Origin of the sequence: Vibrio sp. 070316B (genome assembly GCF_013114115.1) — a bacterium.
Lineage (GTDB): Bacteria > Pseudomonadota > Gammaproteobacteria > Enterobacterales > Vibrionaceae > Vibrio > Vibrio chagasii_B.
In genome coordinates this window covers 12,089-34,766 of record NZ_VTYC01000032.1, presented here as the reverse complement: position 1 = coordinate 34,766, position 22,678 = coordinate 12,089, and the positions used below count along the sequence as shown (strand labels likewise).

Here is a 22,678-nt window from a genome sequence, read left to right as displayed (position 1 = left end):
AGATAACGGTCCATTTAAAATTACGACTAACTTCGCTCAATGAAAAAAAACTTAATTGCGTTGGCTATCATATCCGCGGCTCTTTCCGGGTGTAATCACGACTCACTAAGCTATAGTGATGGCCCTGATACGGTTCCTCCAACAGACATTATTCCACCAACGGATATTCTTCCGCCGACAGATATTGTTCCACCAACGGATATCCTTCCGCCGACTGACATTATTCCACCAACAGATATTATTCCCCCAACAACTTACATCGGTTCACTGTTGTCGAGCGGGGCGTTTGTTTCTGGAGATGTGTACTGTGACGGCATACATCTTGAAAACGGAACGTTCAGTGTAAAACAAGGCGTGAGTTTTAGTTGTACCTTGGGTCACCTTATCTTAGGTGATTTCACGGCTTCTCTCCCTGAAGTCACAGAAAGCACGATTTCAAATGATGCGCCTCATACGGCATTTGAGTTGACAGAATTACATGGAGACAACGTTACCAAGGTACTCGAATCAATTGATGTTTGTGAGACTGAAAGTGCTATCTGTTTAAAAGAGCTGGATGCTTTTGATATTGAGGATGTGTTCTCGCAACTTGATGATCAAGATGCTGTCGATGCGTACTTTTCATCGAAAGAAGAAGAATCTACCGATGAAGTAGGTAAGGCTCCTAGTTCACACGTAGACACAACTGTTGTTCCTGCGGTTGACCCTAATGCGGACAATAACCTTAACGCTGGTTTTGTTTCTGCAGATGCAGAGTCTACCTATGCTTATAAGCCAAGTGTTGAAGGCAAGGTGTTAACTCGTAGTAAGCTTACAGACGCTAATGGTACGCCGATTTCTGGGATCAGTTTCTTTTCGGCTAACGCGACGGGCGTGACGGATGAAGAGGGAACCTTTGAGTACCTGTGGGGCGACAGAATTGTTTTTGGTATTGATACGTTTGAGTTTGGCTCCATTACGGGTAATCAGATTGCTTATAAATTGTCTGATGTGACCAATAATGTGGTAGAGAAAGCGAATATCCAGTCATTACTAGAGCGCTACGCGGTTGATCATGTAAGTTATTATGAGATATCTGAAGAAGTCCAAGATACCTTTTCAAAGTACCCTAACGTTATAAATGAGTTGATCAACCTAACTCTGCCAAATGGGGGGATGATAGAGGGTACAGACTTCGAACTTCCTAATGAGTTTGTTGGTCAGTTTAGCCAAGGGTTAACGGCAGTCATTGATGAGCAGCTGCGCCAAACGCCTCAGTTTATGGATTATGTTCGTCAACCTGCCGTTTTATCTATGGATTCTGGTCAGTATGTTACAGAGTCTCTGCAGCAAATCTTCCACAACGTCACCACATTTCATGTCTTCAATGATAATGGTAGCTTTTACGGTGCGACGGGGTATACCCGTGGTATGCGAGCTCTAAACATATCGAACAGAGCATTCCCTGTGGTGATGCCAAGAACTGATAAAAACCGTGAGCTTTACTTTGGTGAGCAACAGGCTTGGACTCGTGAAGGTAAGCCTTACATCGCACAACACCCAAGCATCTCGATGCCTCCGATTCCTTTAGTCTCTGAAGGCAACGCGACTTATGGTTTTCCATTCGTTACAGCAGGCGAGATAGGCAAAGGTAAAGTTGTGTTCATGGGTAATGGCTTATACCCAAGTATTCTGTCATGCCCAGAGAATTATTGGGCGAATCGCGCATTACACATCGATAGCAACAAACAACAGTGCACTGTTTCGACGTTCGAAAACCTACTGCATGATGACCAAGGCAGCATGAGGTTGTTTTTCTCGAACTTGTTTGAGTGGTTCAATAATGGTCTGCCTATTGCTGGGATGAGTGCAGTCACCAATATTGACCAAGCTTATTCGGCTTATCACCACTCCACAATGGGTAAGCAGTACACGTTTTTTGTTAGTCCTCAGTATGGTTTTGCATCAGTAGAAAAGCGTGGTTCAGGTGACTTTGATGGTTTGGATGCGAGTACTACGCCGATTTTGATCCTTCAGGCATATCCCCCTAAGTTGATTCAAGATGGCATGACTAACCAGTTTGTTGCTGACTTGGATAACCCGAACTTAAGCCAAGACGATATTACCGCTCTTATCAACTATGTTAATAACGGTGGCAATATCTTATTTATGGATGCGATTCAAACGACAAACCCTGAACCTATTGGACGCTTGGCAGATGCCGCAGGTGTATCTCTTGGTGGTGAAAACGTTACGCCGACAAACCAAGCTTTCTGCGGTAGCTCTTATTACTGCCAAGATCCATATCCAAATCTTCACGTGAAGAGCGAAAAGGAAATGGTGGTTCTTGAGCGTTTCCAAGATAACCAAGGAGAGCCTCCATTCACGGTAAATCAAGATGGTACGGTTGAGTGGATCAAGGATGAGTCCAAGATTAAGTTTGAAATCCCGACTTATGAGGTTACTAAGTTAGACCCTGAAGGGAAACCAGTGCTTGATGAGTCTGGTGTAACAGTAATGGAGACAAAATCCGCACGTATCTTTGTTGAATCGGCAGAAGAGCGTGAAGCGGCGATCAAAGAACTGCAGTCGGCATTCGTTGGCACTGAGCTTTGTAAGAACGAGTATGAATACGAATTTAACTGTATAGAGACTCGTTCTGGAGACGGTGTGACTGTTCGCGGTGCTTATCATAGAGCCGATTTCGATCGCTATGAAGTGAGTAAAACCGTTGTCGACAGTATGGTGAAAGCAGTGAACTTGGGTTCTAACTTTACAGCGCTCTACGAGCACGAGGTTTACTATCGCACGAAAGGCACTCAAGGTAAGCGTCTGTCTAACAGCGAATTGAATCAAGCGTTTGATAACCTGTCTGTTTGGATGTGGAATGACAACGCATACCGTTTTGAATCAGACATACAAGATGAGTTGGGGTTCAAGCAAGCTGTTCAGTTCCTTAACTGTTATACCGAAGGCTTACATCAAACAGACACAATTGATGCACAGTGTCCTGTTGACCTAAAAGCGTCGTTAGTCGCTAATGGAATGATTCATGGTGAAGGTGAGTTATCTGGACAGTTGAATCCTAGCTATCCATTAAATTACATGGAGAAACCTCTGACTCGTATCATGTTGGGGCGTTCATTCTGGGATCATGAAATCGTTGTTGATACTACAATGTATCCGGGTCGAACTTCGGGGGCATCTTCGTCAAGTACGGCAATGGTTCAGACCAACAGTAAAGCGGTGACGTATTCGGCAGGAAACAATCAATCGACAGGTTTGTGGGCACCTCAATTACAAGAAGTAACCATTCAAGATGGCGTGGCAGCTACGATTACTGTGATGATGGCGGATGATCTTACAGGTAAGCCAAATCACGAAACGAGTTTGAAACGTCCTCCACGTATGCAAACCAGCTACGATTACAATGGTTCGAGCTTAAATTTCAAAGCCCCTTATGGCGGCCTGATTTATATTCAACCGAAAGTAAAAGAGCTTGGTGAAGTTTCGTTTAGCATTAATGGCGCGTTAAAAGCGGCTTGGTGGAAAGAGGGGGAGTGGATTAACTCTATTCAATCGGCAGAGGCTCCAATTGCAGAAATCGATACGGGTTCATTTATTTATACGACCCCAATCAGGAATCTAGAATCCGCTGATTTGAACCAATTCGCAACTGATATGAATCGATTCGCCGAAGCGGCAAGTGACTTCTACGGGCGTGATGAGAAACAAAACGATGGTTTACACCGTAGGTTCACTTATTCAGAACTGAAGGCGTTCCGCCATCGTTTTGTGAATGACGTCCAGATTTCGATTGGTGCTGCTCACTCTGGTTACCCAGTGATGAATTCAAGCTTTAACGCAAATCGGACATACATTCCAACCAACCCTGTTAATGACTGGCTGTTGTGGCATGAAGTTGGTCATAATTTAGCATCAGCTCCTTTCTTAGCGGCTGGTAGTACAGAAGTGACCAATAACCTTCTTGCGTTGTATATGCAGGAGTTAGAGGGTCGCAATGCAAACCCTGAAATGGATCGCATTAAATCGGATATTAAGAAAGCGCCTAAATGGTTGGAGCTTAATAATGAACATGCGTGGTCGCATGGTGATGCAGGTTTACGATTAGTTATGTTTGGTCAGCTAAAAATCTGGGCGAAATCGAACTTTGCAATTGATGATTGGTATACACGCGGCGCAAGCCAATCTGATGTGTATGGTGAAGATGAAGGCTGGAATATGTTCAAGCTTATGCATCGTAAAGCGCGAGGCGATAGAGAAGGCGACTCGAATACGAACTATTGTAGTGCTAGCGAGACTGGGCTTTCTGGTGGAGACTTAATGATGGTGTGCGCTTCTTATGTTTCAAACTATGACTTAAGTGACTTCTTTGTTGCTTGGAACGTGGGCGAAACCTCAATGACTAATGCTGATGGCTCTAAGTCTTATAGTGGCGGAATTAGCACTAAAGGTCTTAGTGCGGTTGAACAGTTAAAACTAGAGAAACCAAAGAACAGCCCTTTGAATGTTAATTCAATTTACTAACGCTAACTCTTGCTAAGGCATTTTATAGCCTAGATACAAACGCCACACTTAGATTACGTGTGGCGTTTTTGTCGCAATGTTCTAGAAATTATCAGCTAGATCAGTCTTCTACATGATGTTTAATACTTCGGCTGCCATTGGTTAGCTGTCCTTGCTAGAGAAAGCAGGTTAAACTGTTCGCATCATAATTCTAAAGGATGGTGCCATGTACCACGGTCATATCTATTTCCCTTTGCGATTTGCAGAGCAGGCAGAAACACTGCGTCAGAAAATCCTCTCAGAACGTAAAGATGTGTTAGAGACTTTCCCATTAATCAAGCGTTTGGTTGGCCCACATAAGATGCCGATGTTTGAGATTCACTTTGCTAACAAAGAGTCGGGTATTGTTGAGTGGCTTGAGCAAGAACGCGGCGATATGTCGGTGCTTATTCACCCGGTAACTGGCGGTGAAGAAACTTTGGATCACACAGTACGCGCGATTTGGCTTGGTCGTGAGCTGGGTGTCTTTGAAGAAACGCTAAGTAGCTAATCAAATATACCAATATTGTACTTAACTCATTCCGACCGGAAAATGCACGAATAATAAAAAGGCTCCTCAATTGAGGAGCCTTTGTTCTGTTTCAAGGAACAGTTTATCAAGAGTCTCTGTTTGTCATCTAAACAGAGTAGGGGGATTAAGCCTCTGCCGTTACTTTAGAGCCGCTCATCTTTTTAAGTGCTGCGTAGCCAAAGCCTGTTACTAGCGTACCTGCTGCAATCGCTACTAGGTACATAAGTACTGGAGAGATAGCGCCAGGAATCAGTAGTACGAATAGACCGCCGTGTGGAGCCATCAGCTGTGCACCAAACATCATTGATAGAGCACCCGTTAGTGCACCACCTGCCATACATGCTGGGATAACACGCATTGGGTCTTTTGCTGCGAATGGAATCGCACCTTCAGAGATGAAGCATAGGCCAAGAACGAATGATGCTTTACCCGCTTCACGCTCGCCTGCTTCAAACTTGTCTTTCACTAGGAAAGTCGCAAGGCCCATACCTAGAGCTGGAACCATACCAGCTGCCATGATAGCGGCCATTGGAGCGTAAGTTTGCGAAGCCAGTAGACCAACACCGAATGTGTAAGCGGCTTTGTTTACTGGGCCACCAAGGTCGAAACACATCATTGCACCTAGAATCACACCTAGAAGAATCGCGTTAGACGTACCCATGTTGTTTAGGAAGTCTGTCATTGCGCTCATTACGCCAGAAACAGGACCACCTACGATGTAAACCATCACAAGACCAGTGAACAAACTCGCGATAAACGGAATGATCAGGATTGGTTTAAGCGCTTCCATAGATTGTGGAAGTTGAACTTTGTCGGCAATGAACTTCGCAGAGTAACCTGCAATGAAACCCGCCGCGATACCACCTAGGAAGCCTGCGCCTGTTGAACTAGCCAGCATACCGCCGATTAGACCAGGAGCCAGACCAGGACGGTCAGCAATCGAGAATGCAATGAAACCAGCAAGAACAGGAATCATCAGTGCGAATGCAGAACCACCACCGATAGTCATCAGTGCAGCTGCTAGTGTGCCTTCTTCTTTAAACGCTTCGATGCCGAATACGAAAGACAGTGCGATGATCAAACCACCCGCAACAACCACAGGAAGCATGTGAGATACACCTGTCATTAGGTGCTTGTACACGCCTTTTTTCTCATCAGCAGGTGCTGCTTGTGAAGAAGAGGCTGTGTGTTGGTATGGCTTAGCTTCAGCGAACGCTTTCTCAACTTCTTGCTTAGTTTTCTTAAGAGCTGGGCCAGTTGTTGTTTTGTAAAGAGGCTTACCATTGAAACGATCCAGTGGAACGTCGATGTCGGCGGCGATGATAACAAGATCAGCGTCTGCGATTTCTTGGTCTGTTAGTTGGTTCTTCGCACCTACAGAGCCGCGAGTTTCCACTTTGATTTGGTGACCTAGGCGTTTACCTTCTGCTTCAAGCGCTTCCGCTGCCATGAAGGTATGTGCAACACCTGTTGGACAAGCAGTAATCGCAACGATCTTTTTGCTGCCTGTGCTTGCTGTTGTAGAAGAGTTTACTGAAGTACCGGTTACTTCAGCAGTGCTTTCAACTTGAGAAGCGTCTAATACTGTTGCTTCTGCTACCGCTTTCTCTAGAAATGCTTTTGCATCTGAAGTGCACTCAGAGATAGCTGCTTGGTAAACTTTTTTGCCCACGAAACGTGTTTTATCAACGTTTGTGTTCGCTGCAATAACCACAACGTCGCTGCTGTCGATAGCGTCTTGTGATACTGGAGATTCAGGCAGCACGCTTGATTGGCATTCAATAGCGGCGTTCCAACCCAGTGCTTTTGTTGCTTGCTCTAACAAGCCTGCTGCGATGATGCTGTTTGCTACGCCACTAGGGCAAGCTGTGATAATGGTAATATTCATAATAAACCTTTTGTCCTATTTGCTTGTGTCTAACTGGTTAGTTGGAGCACCAAGCACCTGTAATTGGATATTTTGTAGTACTGAATCCAGCTCTTGTTGGCTGGTTACACCGACACCTACCTGCGAAACGGCTAGAGCAGATAGGGCGGTTGCGAATTTGATAAGTTCTGGTTTTGGCATTTGCTGCATGTGACCCCAACATAGACCAGCAACTAAGGTGTCGCCTGCGCCTACTGTGCTCACTACTTGCATGCGTGGTGGCTGAGCGTGTAACCATTCACCTTGGTTCAGCCACATAACGCCTTCAGCACCTAGAGATACCACGATGTTATCGATGCCTTTTTCACTTAGGGCTTGGCCTGCGTGTTGGCATTGGTCACGTGTTGTCAGCTCTGCATTGAATAGCTGAGATAGCTCTTCATCGTTCGGCTTTATCAACCAAGGCTGTGCATTGATACCAGCTTTAAGTGCATCACGGCTGCTGTCGAAAAGAACCTTCTTGCCTAGGTCACGTAAGCGTTGTACCCAAGAAGCGCACAGCTCTGGTGATACGCCTTGAGGCAAGCTGCCCGCAATCACGAAATAATCGTGTGTTTCAGCCAGTTCTAGCAAAGTTTCTTCAAACGCTTTAATCGCGTCAGCATTAACAGGAACACCAGGGAAGTTGATGTCGCTTACTTGACCAGAGTTCTCTACCAGTTTCACGTTGATGCGAGTTGCGCCATCAACACGGATGAAACGGTCTGTTGCGCTCATTTGTTCGAACAGTTGGCAGAAGGCCTCTTCGTTATTGCGACCAAGGAAACCTGTTACGGTCACTTTAGCGCCAAGCTCAGAAAGTACTTTTGCTACGTTTACGCCTTTGCCTGCTGCGTGCAGAGAACCTTGATTCACTAGGCTAACCGAGCCAACATTCAGTGCGTCGATAGCACCGGTCAGGTCTAGGGCAGGGTTTAGCGTTACAGTAACGGCTTTGATTTGTTTATCAGACATATCGATTCCTTAACCTTCGCCAAGGCCTGAAGCGATAGCTTTGCCAATCGATTCAAGTGCTTGTGCTGCATCGTCACCTTCAGCAACAAACTGAAGTTGGTGGCCGTGTTTAACGCCAAGTGCGATCACTTTCATCAAGCTCTTCGCGTTCACTTCTTTTCCGTCGCCATCTAGGTTTGAAACGCGGATTGTTGATTCGAACTTCTTCGCTTCAGCAACCAGCATTGCACCCGGACGAGCGTGTAGTCCGTGTGCGTTTTTGATCTTGAATACTGCGCAGTTGTCATCACCCTCAGAAGCTGTAGAAACCGCTTCACCTTTAAGAAGACCAATCACTTGTGCAACGTCAGCAGTTAACAGTTGTTGCTGTTTACCTTCGAAAACCATTTTGCTTAGGTTCGCCAGAATAGATTGGTGCGCGCTGTTGCAAGCCGCGAATGCCACCAATGCTTTCACTGGTGTACCCTCGAACTCACAATCGTTCGCTGTAGAAACAAAAGATACGCCAGTGCGCGTTACGCCTTTATCGCTACCTAGTAACCAAACGCCTTGGCCTAGATGAGTCGGTGTTTTTGTTACTAGGTCAGCAACGAATGCGTTGTCAGTACAGCCTGTGTTCTTAAGAAGACCGCCAGCTACCGCCGACATTTGAACCATGTCGCTTGCTGGGAACAATAGTTGAACTAGAGAAGCGTCTAGGTCGGCTTCTAGCTGAACTTCGCCGTTTAGCAGGGCGATGATTTCGTCTTCTGATTTCGCTTGCTTTAATTTATCTTCAACACCGTCCGCCGCTAGCACTTTCGTTAGCTGCTTAAGGATGCCTAAGTGCTCGTCAGATTTCGCTGCAATACCAATTGCTACGTAAACACGGTTGCCGTCTGCCCAATCAATACCTTCAGGGAAGTGGTGTACTGCAACGCCCGTCTCTTTTACTAGGCTACGCGTGTCAGTGGTGCCGTGAGGAATCGCGATGCCGTTGCCTAGGAACGTAGAGTTCTGGTTTTCACGGTTCAGCATTCCTTCAACGTAGCCAGAGTCCACTAAGCCTTTCGCGGTTAGGTCGCCAGCAATGTTCTGGATAGCTTTGAATTTGTCATCGGCCGTTTGACCAAGAGTGATGTCAGATTTTGATAATTTAAGCATGGTGCCTCTTTAGCGTATCGCTTGAGAATTTGTGTATCGCTACGATTCAGTCTAGAGCAATATTTACTCGTCGCTTGCTCTTTGTTTTATCTTGGCTGAATCGGTTCAGCATTCAGTGTAAAAAAATTCAGCAAAGCCAGTTCTGTTAACCAAAATAGTTTTGCTGCGTGTCGTAATTTCAGTTTCGTTCATAACGAGAAGTTGAATCACGACAAATGACGCTCAATCCATTCAAAAGGATGATTGAAGTCACTTTTCAGATTTTGCTGAATCCTTTCAGCTTTTATACTGAATCGATTCAGCATATAATTCAACTAATCCAAGGATCAGAAGATTGGTAATATGATCCTACGCACAAAATACAGGTCACCCATATGACACTAGATGAGATTGCCAAACTAGCCGGTGTGTCGAAAACCACGGCCAGTTACGTGATTAACGGCAAGGCGCAAAAATACAGAATCAGCGAGAAGACTCAGCAGAAAGTAATGGCGGTGGTAGACGAGTATAACTACCGTCCAGACCATGCTGCTTCGTCGCTGCGCGCTGGTAATAGCCGTTCATTTGGTTTGATTATTCCTGACCTGGAAAACAGCAGTTACGCGCGCTTGGCAAAATTGATAGAGCAGAACTCACGTAAAGTGGGCTATCAAATCCTGATTGGTTGTTCTGATGATGACGCCGAAACTGAACGTAAAGTAGCGGAAGCGTTGGTGAGCCGTCGTATTGATGCTTTGCTGGTGGCGAGTTCTATGCCAGACGCTAACGAGTTTTACTTGAAGTTGCAAAACTCGGGCACGCCTGTGATTGCGATTGACCGTCCGTTAGACGATGAACATTTTGCCTGCGTGATCAGTGAAGATTTCGAAGCCGCCTTTGAACTGACGCATTCGATTCTTGATGACAGTATTCATAGTGTTGGTTTGATAGGTGCACTGCCTGATTTAAATATCTCACGCGAACGTCAGCTAGGTTTTGAAGCCGCAAATAAAGCGCATACTCAACAAACAGGGCTAACAGAAAACAAGCCGATGGTTGTGGGGTACGGTGAGCACTTTGATCGTGAATCCGGTCGACAAGTGTTTGAAGAGTGGATTGCTAAAGGCACAGTTCCTGATGCGATTGTGACTATGTCTTATACCTTACTAGAAGGTGTATTGGATGTGATGGTTGAAAAACCAGAGCTGATCAATCAAGTGAAGTTGGCGACTTTTGGTGATAACCGATTATTGGATTTCTTACCCTTTAAGGTTCACTCACTGCCGCAGCAATTTGAGGTCATTGCAGACAGCGCGTTTGCTTTGGCGTTGAACGCTTCAGCAAAACGTTACCAGTCGGGCATTGAATTGGTGCCGAGAAGTTTAGTGAAACGTACTTAACGCGCCGACGATTCAAGTTTAAGAGAGCCTCAGTGACTTTTAAGGTACTGAGGCTTTTTTTATGGGTGATAGTTATCAGTTGCATGTGGGATGGATCAGTTTTGGGAATGCATATGTCTTGGTCTGATCAGTGCACTTAACCTAATGTATATTCGTCACTTTTCAACTACAATAAACATTCATTTAGCTAACATCTTGGTGGGAAAAGTCAAAGTGGATAAGCAGTACTCTTGTGGTGATTTGGTTTTCGATATCGAAAAGATGACCATCACAAAAGATCGTGCAGAACGGGCATTGAATTACAATGAATGTCTTTTGTTTAAAGCATTCTTAGACAGTTCAAACCAAGTCCTGAATAAAGAGACGCTAAAGCAAGCGGGATGGCCTGAAACCATCGTCACGGATTCCTCTCTCCAAAAGTCAGTACAAAAACTTAGACTTGCCATCGCTATGTCTGAATCCGTTGAGTTACGCACGATTGCAGGTGTCGGCTACATGCTGTATTGCGATCAAGCCTCCCTCGAAACAGAACCATCAGGTGCTCGACGTTTCAACGCGACTAAACTAGCAAAGATACTGTTGGCGTCAGCTTCTATTATGTTCATTGTCTTATCTTGCTTGAACTTTTTACGGGTGACGAACACTCAATTAATGCCTTATTTACACGGAGATTATGAAGTGGTGGATATCGGCTCTCATGAACTGTTGAAACGCAAAGACATGATTATTTCGCCTGACCTTGAGGCGGTGATTCAACGCTTCGAATGTGATTGTTTTTATTTCATTGGTGAAAAAGCGGGGCTCTATAATCTCTCTGTTTATGACAAAAAACGTCATCATAGCGAGAACTACTTTTTTGAAATTGAGGCTCTGCCAGAAATAACGGAGGGGTTGTTCAATGATGAATAGCCTGATGAATCTAGTTTGATAAAACTTAGCTTAAAATCTAGTTTAAAACCTTGGATCGTTCTTCTGATTGCTTCCGTTGCTCTTTATGGCGCGTCACTTTACGTGCTTAGTAAAAAGCTTTTGCTTAATGGCAGATACATTACTGAGGTGCAACAATATTCTGATGATATGCATATTTGGAGAGAAAGAATTGAAGTTGATTTGTATCGAAGCCATATAGAGTCAACGATATCGATAGAAGGAGATGGTTTAGAAGGTGTTGCACTGTTCTCAGTGGACGGCAAAATAACCAAATCTTTCGATGGCGAATTTGAGTTTTCTTACAATACTGAAGCCATTCAAACTACTGAAGTATTAGATGGTTACCAAGCCGCGAGTTATACCACAATGTTCCTGTCGGGTACCTCGAAAAACGAATTGATTTATCACGGGCAAGGAGTCGATGTCATTTCGAGAGAGCGGAATTATTTGATGCTAAGCCGAGTTAGGCAATAGCAAGCGATAAACATACTTCAGTAAAGATAAAGCCCAAACCAAGGTTATCTCCCGGCTAACCAGGAGATAAAGGGAATCAATTCTATCTGTGTTAGAAGTGGTATTTCACGTTCGCCATTAGTAACCACTCATCACCCACCTTTTGGGTGTTTTTGTAGGTCTTACCGTCTTCTTCAGTCCATTTGGCTTCAAGTTCATTGGTGTGGTAAACGTAGTTTACTTCGGTACCTATGCTCCAAGCATGAAAGCGGTAGTCGAGTCCTGTTTGAGCACCAAGGACGATTCCATTTAGATCATCTACATCATATTCTGCTTCTGAGTTGAACATCTCATAACCAAGTTTGCCGCCCACTGTCCAAGCGAGTTTTTGTGTAATAGGCACGATGTAGTTGTATTTAGTAAATAGTGTGCCTACTTCAAGTTCATCATCGTTATTTTCATTATTTTCGACACTGGTACCGCGGTAATCATAACCAATACTAATTTGATGAGTCTGGTTGATTGTCATACCGCCTTCGACGCCAAATACCATTGATGAAGATAAGTCGGTTTTACCTTTAGTCCCGTAATATGTGGACTCTGATTCAATTTGTCCACTTAAACGTGTACCAACATCAATACCGATAAACGGTTCATAGTTCGTAGCGGCGTTAGCGTTGAACGTTGTCGCTGTGGTTAGAATAGCAAAAGCAAAAAGTGGTGTTGTTTTATTAAGCATCATTGGTTCCTATTAAAAAGGCTGAGAGTTAACTATGTTGTTATTGTTTTTCACGTCTTGGTGAATTGATGCTCAAGTTAGAGGCTCGGGTAGGAAAGGAGAAGCGAATTGTGCGGAATAGGACAGAAAAAAGCTAAAGTGCTTATCTTGATAAATCTTTAGCTTTTAATTTTTCGCTCTTTTTTGTGAATTGTCGATGGACATGGCTACTGAATCAACAAACCAAATTCCACCAATGCTAGTAAGCCTAAAAGTAGGGCCAACAGCTTCCAAAACTGAATGGGGTGGCGGTTTATCAATGGTTGCTTGGCTTTGTGTTTCATCAGATTTTGGTTAGGTGTGTAAAGGTCAGCTACAAAATCGCCTAAAACCTGATATCGCTCGGTCGGGGATTCTGCACACGCCTTTTGTAAAACCAAATCAATCCAAGCCGGTAGATCCGTTCGCTTTTGTGTCAGCGGTTGGTATTCCCATTGATGATGGCGCGATTGTTTTAGAGATTGCGCGCTCATTTCAGAGTAGGGTAGTTCGCCCGTTAGCATCTCATAGCCGATCACCGCGATAGAGAACAAATCCGAGCTTGTCGTAGCTGTGTTGTACTTAATGCTCTCTGGTGCAATGTAATTCACCGCGCCGAGTGGTGTTGGGTCTTTGTCTGCTTGTTCTCCCTCTTCAATTCCTCTTACTAACACCGCACCAAGGTCGATGATTTTGATATCACCATCACGCTGAATCATGATGTTTTCAGGCTTCAAGTCTCTGTGTACCATGTCGGCACGCTGCAAGACACGAATCCCTTGTGTGATTTTTTCGAGTATCTCACGCACTTGTTCGAGCGAGGGCTTAGGGTTGTCGTACATCCATTGCCTTAGCGTGACACCTTCAACCAATTCGCAAATTTGATATAAGAATTGAGAATGCTCTGGTGTTGGGTAAACCTTCATTACTTTCTTGTTATTCAACAAGATGCCAGCCCATTGCTCGTTAAAGAAAGCCCTTAACTGTGCTGGATCGTCATGGTATTGAACCGAAGGCACCTTTAGGACGAATTCGGTTTGTGTCTCTTTTTGCATCACTCGATACACATGGCTTCGAGTGCCCGCATACAACACCTCTAGCACCATAAAGTTATCGATACTTTGACCAAGCTTTAACGCTGGTGGAATAGCGCGCTTAGAGAGCTTTTCGTGAAATTCGATTAATGACGGCGTAGGCAAGTGAGTAACTTCGACAATCAAGCAGCTCACGTTGTCTGCGCTATTGTGGCTTAGTGCTGTGTTACAGATGGTTTGAGCGGCGTATTCGAAATCTGCACCGGGTTTGTCGATGTGTTCTTTAAATGTGTTAGGGGAAACGAACTCATGCACACCATCCGAGGTTAGGATAAAGAGGTCATTCTTCTTGATGGGTAAGGTTTGGTAGTCAACATTGAGCTGATTATCCATGCCTAATGCTCTGGTTAAGTAATGCTTCTGTCCCATGTTCTTACGAGTGTGGTCACGGGTCAGTTGGCGTAATTCTCCATCTCTTAGCAAGTAAATGCGGCTGTCACCCACATGGAATAGATGAGCGGTGTTCGATTTCAATATCACGCTGCTGAAAGTCGAAACTAAGGCATTGTGGTTAACTTGTTGTGCGGAATGAATATTAGAAACAGAGGTGTTGAAGAGCCAAGAATTAAGCGAAGTTAGAACTTTTTGCGCCGAACGCTGAATGCTCCAGCTTTGTGGGGTCGCGTAATAGTCGTCAATAAACTGCATCACACTGGTGTGGCTGGCTTTCTGACCGTGTTCACTGCAACTGGCTCCGTCGGCTATGCAGGCAACACTGCCTTTTAGTTCTTGTTCTGCACGAGTCTTCGGGTGTTTTACAATGATGGCGTCTTGGTTTTCGTCACGTACGCCTTTATTCGAATAACCACCAAACTTCAAAGTCAGTTGGTTATTGGTTTCTGGCTTGATGACTTGCCCTTGGCTGAATGAAATCGTCATAACTGGTCTTCTTCTTAACTGGCCGTTTTCTCATCTGCTTGAGAGCACATCTGAGAAAGAACAAAAGCTCTCAGTAAAGCGAGAGCCTTTGAACGAAGTAACCAAGTGTCGCAGCCCGGTTACTCCTCCCGATTCAATGAGTGGTTAACTGACCTTGATTAAGGTTACGCTACCATCGTCGTTCACTTCAGCGATCTGACCGTTGGGCTCTTCCATGAACATCAGAGTAACAAAGCCAAGAACCGCCGTTGCAGCAATCACAAGGAAGAAAGTCTGGTAACTTACGAATGAAAGTACCGTTAGGTAAACCACCGCACCCACGTTACCGTAAGCACCTGTCATGCCAGCAATCTGGCCTGTCATACGGCGTTTGATTAGAGGTACTGTTGCAAATACTGCACCTTCACCCGCTTGTACGAAGAAAGAACACGCCATTGCAGCAACAACCGCTAGCCATACAGGCCATGTGCTTTCGACTTGACCCATAGCGAAGTAACCCACAGCCAAGCCTGCCGTTAGGATAAGAAGCGTTGGTTTACGACCGAATTTATCTGAAATCCAACCGCCACCTGGGCGAGACATCAAGTTCATGAAGGCGTATGCCGAAGCCACCATACCTGCAAGAACTGGTGTTAATTCAAAGGTTTCAGAGAAGAACAGTGGCAGCATAGAAACCACCGCTAGCTCTGAGCCGAATGTAGCAAAGTACAGAACATTTAGTACAGCAACTTGCTTAAATTTGTACTGGTGAATCTCTGGCACTTCTTCTTTAAATACGTTCTTGTTTACTTTCCAAACTTGAGTGACTTCATATACATACAAGGCTGCAAGTACTGCATACACACCGTACACCGCTGTGTCAGACAACATGCCAATACCTGATGGAGACAGTTTCCAAGCAAGTAGAGCCAGTGCCGCGTACATAGGGATCTTCATGAAGAGTAGAAAGAAAAAGTCACCCTTAGACGTCACTTCCATTGCAGTTACTTGAGCTGGTTTGAAGTAGGTAGAACCTTTTGGTGTGTCGGATACGTTTTTGTAGAACACAACAGAGAACAGTAAGCTCATTACACCGGTGATACCAACCGCATAACGCCAGCCATCTTCGCCACCAAATACTAATGCTAGAGTAGGAAGAGTGAATGCTGCCGCTGCTGAACCAAAGTTACCCCAACCGCCGTAGATACCTTCTGCTGTACCCAGTTCGTTATGTGGGAACCATTCAGATACCAAGCGAATACCAACTACGAAGCCAGCACCAATAAAGCCAAGTAGGAAACGAGCAATGGCAGCTTGAATGAAAGAGTCAGCCAGTGCGAACATGAAACACGGGATCGAACAGATCGCGAGTAGCGAAGAGTAGACAAGTCTTGGACCGTACCGGTCGGTAAGCATACCAATCGCGACACGCGCTGGAATGGTTAAGGCAACGTTTAAGATGAGAAGGGTTTTGATCTCTTCAGTGGTTAGCCCTAGGCTGGTTTTTACCATCTGCAGTAGTGGTGCGAAGTTAAACCACACCACAAAGGTAATGAAAAAGGCCATCCAGCTGAGATGTAAGACCTTCATCTTGCCGGTAAACGAAAACAGCGAAAATTTTGAGTTATCCATGTATTAAATCCTTTAAATATGGAATCTAGAGTTATCTAGCCGTCCACATGCCAACTCCGTAGCTTGCCCAGACTGTTAATTATAGGCGGCTAAGGCATGTTAATGGGTGAATTTGAAAGTACAACCTTTTAGTTAGGCGATAACTTCTTGTTAGTTGAACATTTATTGTTAGTTGCTAACTGGTCGTCAGATGACTAACTTGCCAACGCTTCGGGTGCCAGAACTTGAATCTGGTTGCCTTGTCGGCGCACTTCAAAGCGGGTTAGGGCATGTTCAGGTTCTTCCAAACAAGCGCCTGTCTCTAAGTGGTAATGCTGCTTGTAGAGTGGGGAGGCCACATAGGGTTCTCCACTTAACGAGCCGATAATGCCGCGAGACATAACGTTGGCTTTGCCCACAGGGTCGAAATTCGATAGGCCATAAAGCTTGTCGCTACGTTTGCAGTAAAAGATGGCGACTTGATGATCAGCTACTTTGGCGCACACACCCGCATTGGGTGACAGTTCCTCTTGCGAGCAAACAGTGGTCCAGTTTTCCATGACAGTCTCCTTGTCAATTTGTTGAGTCTTTGATTTTGTTCAATTTCGTCAAAAGAAGGTCGTAAAGAAAGAAGGTCGCTAACAGCATGTTGCCGAGATCGAAGGGGCTGCTAACGACCAAACTGGCTACGAGACTTCCGTAATTTCAATCTGTTCAGTGCTGTTTAACGCTTGGTTACGTTCCGCTTCTTGGTCCGTATTGACCGAAGGTTTTGGGAAGCGTTGTTCGCGCTCTTTGATGAACGAGAGGCTAGAGTCCATCTCTTCACTGTTGATGTAGTGCTGGAAGCGCTTCATCTTCACTGGATTCTCGATAGTGGTTTTCCACTCACACTGGTAGTTTTCGATATTGAGCGCGATGTCGGCTTCTAGCTCAGCAGCGACATTGAGTTTGTCTTCAATCACTACCTCTTTGAGATACTCCAAGCCACCTTCTAAGTTCTCCATCCAAACCGAAGTGCGTTGTAGGCGGTCAGCAGTACGTGTGTAGAACATCAACACGCGGTCGATGTATTGAATAAGAGTTTGCTCGTCTAGGTCGGTCGCGAATAGGTCAGCATGACGTGGGCGCATGCCGCCATTACCACAGACGTAAAGGTTCCAACCTTTGTCTGTCGCAATAACACCAATGTCTTTTGACTGGGCTTCGGCACACTCTCGAGTACAGCCAGATACGGCGAATTTGATCTTGTGTGGTGAGCGTAGGCCCTTGTAGCGGTTCTCTAGTTTAATCGCGAGACCAACACTGTCGTTAACACCGTAGCGACACCAAGTGCTACCGACACACGACTTCACGGTTCGAACCGATTTACCGTAGGCGTGGCCAGTTTCAAAGCCTGCATCAATCAGCTTTTTCCAGATGGCAGGCAGCTCATTGAGTTGTGCACCAAATAGGTCGACACGTTGTCCGCCAGTGATCTTGGTGTAGAGGTCGTATTCTTTTGCCACTTCACCTAGCACAATCAGTTTGTCTGGTGTGATTTCACCGCCGGCAATACGTGGAACCACAGAGTAGGTGCCGTCTTTTTGCATGTTGCCAAGGTAGATGTCGTTGGTATCTTGCAGCTCGATGTGTTCGTCTTTCAGGATGTAGTCGTTCCAGTAAGAGGCGAGAATAGAACCCACCGCAGGCTTACAAACGGTACAGCCTAAGCCTTGACCATGAGACTCAAGCAGCTCATCGAAGGTTTTGATTTTATTGACGCGAATAATGTCGGTCAGTTCTTGACGAGAGTAAGCAAAGTGCTCACAGATGTCGTTAGAGACTTCCACACCCAAGTTGCTCAATTCACTATCTAATACTTGTTTAGCAAGGGCAGAACAGCCACCACAACCCGTCGAAGCGTTGGTCGATTCTTTCAGCGCTGCCATTGTGGTGCAGCCTGCTGATACTGCTTCTTTGATGTCACCTTTGGTCACGTCGAAACATGAACAAATCACGGCGCTGTCTGGCAGGGCTTCGACACCCATTGCGCTGCCGGAATCGTCAGCAAGGTTTGGTAGAATCAATACCGATGGGTTCTCTGGCAACGGCATATCGTTTTGCTTGATTTGCAGCAGCGAACCATACGCGTCTGCGTCGCCCACTAACACAGCACCGACGATCTTCTTGCCATCAGCAGAAACAATTAAGCGCTTATAAACTTGTTCAATTTCATCGTTGTAGGTGTAAGACTGTGCGCCTTCGGTTTTGCCATGCACTTCACCAATACTGGCTACGTCTACACCCAGTAGCTTGAGTTTGGTGCTCATGTCGGCACCGGTAAAGCTGCTCTCATCTTCACCATCAGAAAGGATATGGCTAGCCGCCACTTTCGCCATTGAATAGCCCGGAGCCACTAAGCCAAAGATCTTGTTATCCCACAGCGCACATTCACCAATCGCGTACACATCATCAATGTTGGTTTTGCAGTAATCATCAATCACGATACCGCCGCGTTCACCTATTGCGATGTCCGAGCTACGAGCCAGAGCATCTTGAGGGCGGATACCTGCAGAGAACACGATCATGTCGGTTTCTAGATGTGTGCCATCGGCAAAGTTCATGCGGTAGCGAGCATTTTCACCCGCCACAATTTCAGAGGTCGCTTTCTCGGTGTGAACCTGTACGCCCAAATCTTCAATTTTACGTCTCAGCAGGGCACCGCCGCCGTCATCGAGTTGAACTGCCATTAATCGAGGCGCGAATTCTACGACATGGGTTTCTAATCCAAGGTTCTTAACCGCGTTTGCCGCTTCTAAACCCAGCAAGCCACCACCAATCACCACGCCCGATTTGCTCTGTTTACCAGATGACTCAATCGCATCGAGATCCTCTATCGTACGGTACACATGACAGTGTTCTTGGTCGTTCCCCGGGATTGGAGGAACGAACGGGAATGAACCTGTTGCGAGAATCAGTTTGTCATAGCTTTCACGATGACCAGTGTCAGTCACGACTGTCTTGTTTTCAGTATCCAGCTCAGTGACTTTGGCATTGATTAGGTATTTAACGCCATTTTCTTGGTAGTAAGCTTCACTCGTTAAAGCCAAATCGTCGGCTGTCTTACCGTTGAAGTAGGCCGTAAGTTGAACACGGTCGTAAGCAAGGCGCGATTCCTCACTGAAGGTAATAACTTCATATTGGTCTGAATCAGCTTGAATGATGTTGTCGATAAATTTGTGGCCAACCATGCCATTACCAACGACGACAATCTTTTGTTTGCTCATAGTAAATTCCTTTTTTGCTGGCTTCCTAGCGTTTCTAAAAACAGACCACTCTCAATGGTGGGTAATTTGCTGTTCTTCCAATGAACTTAAAAACTGTAAATTTTGGGTTGTTGGTAAATAGGACAGCAAGTAGGGTGCCAGATAAAAATAGATATCGTGAAAAATAAAAATAACATTTTAAATCAGTGGTTTAACTAAATGACAAACGGCTCAATTAACCCTAAAGTGGTAGATTTAAGAAAGAGAATATTTATGAAAATGAGCCTTTGTGGTGCAAAATTGATCAACATGGTGCAAAAATCTCAATATTTTCTCGATAGCATTTAATTAACATTATTTTCTGTAAGTGATTTTATTTTAAGTTGTTGTAATTGATGGTTATTTTTCTTGATTGGGAAAGGGGGTGAATAGTGGTGCGTAAATTGCTTTATTAAAAAAGAGAAATTTTCACCGCGAAGAGTGGTTAGTAAGAGGCGCTCTGTTAGAACGGTGGAAACAATAAAAAGAACATTGCACGAGGGAAGAGTGATGAGTTCAAACAAGGATTGGATCAAATCAACGTGTGCTTACTGTGGCGTAGGTTGTGGCATTGAAGTAAGGCCAACTGCTTCGGGGAAATTGGAAGTGCGTGGCGATAAAGACCACCCATCGAATTATGGCAAGTTGTGTACAAAGGGCGCTGCACTGGGAGACACCGTAACACCAATTGGCCGTTTAACTCAGCCGATGCAAAGAGTCGCAAGCGGACAACAACTTCTACCTTGGAGTAGCGCAGCTCAGCTGGTGGCAGACAAGTTCAAACAAGCAATAGAACAGCATGGCCCGGACTCAGTCGCCTTTTATGTGTCAGGCCAACTACTGACGGAAGATTACTATGTAGCTAACAAGCTGATGAAGGGTTTTATTGGTAGCGCTAACATCGACAGTAACTCTCGCCTTTGTATGGCATCTAGCGTGGTTGGGCATAAACGCGCGTTCGGTACTGATACCGTTCCTGTCTGTTATGAAGATCTAGAGCAAGCCGAAGTGGTCGTCATCACTGGATCAAACCTCGCTTGGTGTCACCCTGTACTGTTTCAACGCTTAAGAGCAGCCAAGCAAGCTAACCCAGACATGAAAGTGATCGTCATTGACCCGCGCTACACCGACAGCTGTGAGATTGCCGATATACACTTGGCATTGGAATCTGGTTCCGATGTCGCTCTATTCAATGGTTTGTTGGCTTACTTAGATGATAACGACCAGCTTGACTCTGATTACATTGAAAATCATACCCAAGGTTTTACGGAAGCGATTCGAACAGCCACAGATTACCGCTATACCGAATCAGGTTGGGGCAACAAAAGCGTTCCTGAACTGACTGGGCTTAGCGAGCAACAACTCGAACAGTTCTATCAGTTGTTCGCATCTAAAGAGAAAGTGCTCACCATCTATTCCCAAGGCGTGAACCAATCCACACAAGGGTGTGACAAGGTAAACGCGATTATTAACTGTCATTTAGCGACCGGCAAAATCGGTAAGCCGGGCATGGGCCCATTCTCGGTAACAGGCCAACCGAATGCGATGGGTGGGCGTGAAGTGGGCGGCCTAGCCAACACCTTAGCCGCGCACTTTGAATTTGGTGATCCACAATCACACCAAACCGTTAGCAAGTTTTGGCAAACCGACAGCTTAGCCACTCACGCAGGCTTGAAAGCCATCGACCTGTTTGATGCCATGAATGAAGGCAAGATAAAAGCGGTGTGGATCATGGCTACTAACCCTGTTGTGAGCCTGCCAGATAGCGAAAAAATCAAAACTGCTTTGGAGAAATGCCCGTTTGTGGTGGTGTCGGACTGCATTGCCGATACGGAAACCACTCGCTTGGCCGATGTAGTGCTACCCGCGCAAGGGTGGAGTGAAAAGTCGGGCACCGTAACCAACTCTGAGCGTCGAATCTCACGCCAACGCCGCGTATTACCAAGCCCTGGAGAAGCGAAACCTGATTGGTGGATATTAAAAGAAGTCGCGCAAAAAATGGGATTCAAAGAGCAGTTTGATTACCGCCACGAAGGCGAGATCTTCAAAGAGTATTGCGAGATGACAGCCCTAGGTAATGAGACAGGTAAAGCTCGCGATCTATGCTTAATCGGACTTACTCAGTTAGATGAGAAAGGCTATGGTGAACTGACTCCGCAGCAATGGCCAGTACTTGAATATCAACCAGAAATCATCGAGCAGCGCATGTTCACCGATGGCGAGTTCTTTACTGAATCGGGCAAAGCGCAGTTTGTAGCGGTTGAGCACGACAAGCCGATTGCCGATACCAGTGTCGAATTCCCACTTATTATGAACACAGGTCGAATCCGAGACCAATGGCACACCATGAGCCGAACTGGCTTAGCCGCAGGTTTAGGTGAACACACACCAGAACCCTTTGTCGCCATGCACCCAGATACGGTTGCAGAGCTTGGTTTAGAAGAGTTTGGCTTAGATGCTTTCAACCACGCCACTATTAATCCGGTAGTGAAAGTGCGCAGCGCACAAGGTGAATGCCAAGCTCGCTTAGTGGTGACCAAAGAGATGCGCCGTGAACAGGTGTTTATGCCTATTCACTGGAATGCGCCAACCGCAAAAGACAGCAAGCCGTGTGACCTGATCTTGCCTCATACCGATGCAGCTTCAGGCCAACCAGAATTTAAACACACACCTGTTGTGGTAGAGCCGTGTGGCTATCGCAGTGAAGCCGCACTGGTCAGCGACAAGGTGATGGATTGTAGTGGGTTTGATTACTGGGTTCGCCAAAGAGTGGAGGGTGGTTTTCTGTATCGTATTTGTTCATCGAAGAATCCAATGGAGTTGGTGATTCAGCTTGCCAACACCCTTGATGCGTTACCAGAACCGAATACAGAGGCGATTAAATCACTCCATTACCATGGCAATAAATCGTTCAAGAACTACGGCTCTGCCAAGTTGGATCAGTTTGGTGTAAAGCAAGCGTTCGTCGTGAACAGTAAGCTCGACCATCAAAGCATCGATTGGCTGGTGGGATGTCTAATCCGAGAGGCTGATGAAGAGTTTGAAGCCGAGTTTTTGAGTACATTGGCTAAGTAGATACTTATCGAAATAGGTCCAGAGTAAAACGCCGACAATAATGTCGGCGTTTTTATTTTCTGACGAACATTCTTGATCATATTTACCAATCATCGTGCTAAATGAATAATTTGAACGAATACCTCGGTTAGGC

At 45.5% G+C, this 22,678-nt stretch carries 14 protein-coding genes; 6 read left to right on the top strand and 8 right to left on the bottom strand.

The window, feature by feature from the left end:
* Positions 1 to 39: 39 nt before the first annotated feature.
* Entirely contained in the window at positions 40 to 4,527 is a 4,488-nt protein-coding gene (locus F0251_RS19670; RefSeq protein WP_171731654.1) for an SslE/AcfD family lipoprotein zinc metalloprotease, read from the top strand.
* Positions 4,528 to 4,732: 205 nt separating this feature from the next.
* Entirely contained in the window at positions 4,733 to 5,056 is a 324-nt protein-coding gene (locus tag F0251_RS19665; RefSeq protein ID WP_171731653.1) for a DOPA 4,5-dioxygenase family protein, read from the top strand.
* Positions 5,057 to 5,201: 145 nt separating this feature from the next.
* Here the strand turns inward: F0251_RS19665 and fruA are convergent, their stop codons facing one another.
* The 3 genes from fruA to fruB are packed head-to-tail and all read right to left on the bottom strand — an operon-like array spanning position 5,202 to position 9,101.
* Positions 5,202 to 6,965, bottom strand: a complete 1,764-nt coding sequence (gene fruA, locus F0251_RS19660) for a PTS fructose transporter subunit IIBC (protein WP_116870817.1) — start codon at positions 6,963 to 6,965, stop codon at positions 5,202 to 5,204.
* Positions 6,966 to 6,980: 15 nt separating this feature from the next.
* Positions 6,981 to 7,958 carry a 1-phosphofructokinase gene (pfkB, locus tag F0251_RS19655; protein WP_061031145.1) on the bottom strand — a complete coding sequence of 326 codons (978 nt, stop codon included), beginning with the start codon at positions 7,956 to 7,958 and terminating at the stop codon, positions 6,981 to 6,983.
* 9 nt (positions 7,959 to 7,967) lie between these two features.
* Positions 7,968 to 9,101 (bottom strand): fused PTS fructose transporter subunit IIA/HPr protein, encoded by a 1,134-nt coding sequence (fruB, locus tag F0251_RS19650; RefSeq protein ID WP_171731652.1) that lies wholly within the window; start codon positions 9,099 to 9,101, stop codon positions 7,968 to 7,970.
* Between the two features lie 374 nt (positions 9,102 to 9,475).
* Here fruB and cra point away from each other — a divergent pair, with 374 nt between their 5' ends.
* The 3 genes from cra to F0251_RS19635 all read left to right on the top strand — a co-directional run bounded on the left by cra (position 9,476) and on the right by F0251_RS19635 (position 11,884).
* Positions 9,476 to 10,480, top strand: a complete 1,005-nt coding sequence (cra, locus tag F0251_RS19645) for a catabolite repressor/activator (protein ID WP_171731651.1) — start codon at positions 9,476 to 9,478, stop codon at positions 10,478 to 10,480.
* 213 nt (positions 10,481 to 10,693) lie between these two features.
* Complete coding sequence (locus F0251_RS19640) at positions 10,694 to 11,389, top strand: winged helix-turn-helix domain-containing protein (protein WP_171731650.1); 696 nt, start codon at positions 10,694 to 10,696, stop codon at positions 11,387 to 11,389.
* A gap of 15 nt (positions 11,390 to 11,404) precedes the next feature.
* Positions 11,405 to 11,884 (top strand): hypothetical protein, encoded by a 480-nt coding sequence (locus F0251_RS19635; RefSeq protein ID WP_061031141.1) that lies wholly within the window; start codon positions 11,405 to 11,407, stop codon positions 11,882 to 11,884.
* Positions 11,885 to 11,975: 91 nt separating this feature from the next.
* Here F0251_RS19635 and F0251_RS19630 read toward each other — a convergent pair whose 3' ends face one another.
* From F0251_RS19630 to nirB, 5 genes are all read right to left on the bottom strand, one after another.
* Complete coding sequence (locus F0251_RS19630) at positions 11,976 to 12,602, bottom strand: outer membrane beta-barrel protein (RefSeq protein WP_061031140.1); 627 nt, start codon at positions 12,600 to 12,602, stop codon at positions 11,976 to 11,978.
* Between the two features lie 206 nt (positions 12,603 to 12,808).
* Positions 12,809 to 14,593, bottom strand: a complete 1,785-nt coding sequence (locus F0251_RS19625) for a bifunctional protein-serine/threonine kinase/phosphatase (RefSeq protein WP_171731649.1) — start codon at positions 14,591 to 14,593, stop codon at positions 12,809 to 12,811.
* Positions 14,594 to 14,737: 144 nt separating this feature from the next.
* Positions 14,738 to 16,204, bottom strand: coding sequence for a NarK family nitrate/nitrite MFS transporter (locus F0251_RS19620; RefSeq protein ID WP_171731648.1), 1,467 nt, complete (start codon positions 16,202 to 16,204; stop codon positions 14,738 to 14,740).
* Positions 16,205 to 16,398: 194 nt separating this feature from the next.
* Positions 16,399 to 16,743, bottom strand: a complete 345-nt coding sequence (gene nirD / locus F0251_RS19615; protein ID WP_061031137.1) for a nitrite reductase small subunit NirD — start codon at positions 16,741 to 16,743, stop codon at positions 16,399 to 16,401.
* Between the two features lie 126 nt (positions 16,744 to 16,869).
* Positions 16,870 to 19,452, bottom strand: coding sequence for a nitrite reductase large subunit NirB (gene nirB, locus F0251_RS19610; RefSeq protein ID WP_171731647.1), 2,583 nt, complete (start codon positions 19,450 to 19,452; stop codon positions 16,870 to 16,872).
* A gap of 510 nt (positions 19,453 to 19,962) precedes the next feature.
* Between nirB and F0251_RS19605 the strand changes: the two genes are divergently transcribed.
* The gene (locus F0251_RS19605) at positions 19,963 to 22,545 is read left to right on the top strand and encodes a molybdopterin oxidoreductase family protein (RefSeq protein WP_171731646.1); all 2,583 of its coding nucleotides are present in this window, start codon (positions 19,963 to 19,965) and stop codon (positions 22,543 to 22,545) included.
* The last annotated feature ends 133 nt before the right edge of the window (positions 22,546 to 22,678 follow it).

Bases quoted from the DNA above. Each gene is read 5' to 3' on its own strand.
- F0251_RS19670 (WP_171731654.1), top strand. From the start codon at position 40: ATGAAAAAAAACTTAATTGCGTTGGCTATCATATCCGCGGCTCTTTCC.
- F0251_RS19665 (WP_171731653.1), top strand. From the start codon at position 4,733: ATGTACCACGGTCATATCTATTTCCCTTTGCGATTTGCAGAGCAGGCA.
- fruA (WP_116870817.1), bottom strand. From the start codon at position 6,965: ATGAATATTACCATTATCACAGCTTGCCCTAGTGGCGTAGCAAACAGC.
- pfkB (WP_061031145.1), bottom strand. From the start codon at position 7,958: ATGTCTGATAAACAAATCAAAGCCGTTACTGTAACGCTAAACCCTGCC.
- fruB (WP_171731652.1), bottom strand. From the start codon at position 9,101: ATGCTTAAATTATCAAAATCTGACATCACTCTTGGTCAAACGGCCGAT.
- cra (WP_171731651.1), top strand. From the start codon at position 9,476: ATGACACTAGATGAGATTGCCAAACTAGCCGGTGTGTCGAAAACCACG.
- F0251_RS19630 (WP_061031140.1), bottom strand. From the start codon at position 12,602: ATGCTTAATAAAACAACACCACTTTTTGCTTTTGCTATTCTAACCACA.
- F0251_RS19625 (WP_171731649.1), bottom strand. From the start codon at position 14,593: ATGACGATTTCATTCAGCCAAGGGCAAGTCATCAAGCCAGAAACCAAT.
- F0251_RS19620 (WP_171731648.1), bottom strand. From the start codon at position 16,204: ATGGATAACTCAAAATTTTCGCTGTTTTCGTTTACCGGCAAGATGAAG.
- nirD (WP_061031137.1), bottom strand. From the start codon at position 16,743: ATGGAAAACTGGACCACTGTTTGCTCGCAAGAGGAACTGTCACCCAAT.
- nirB (WP_171731647.1), bottom strand. From the start codon at position 19,452: ATGAGCAAACAAAAGATTGTCGTCGTTGGTAATGGCATGGTTGGCCAC.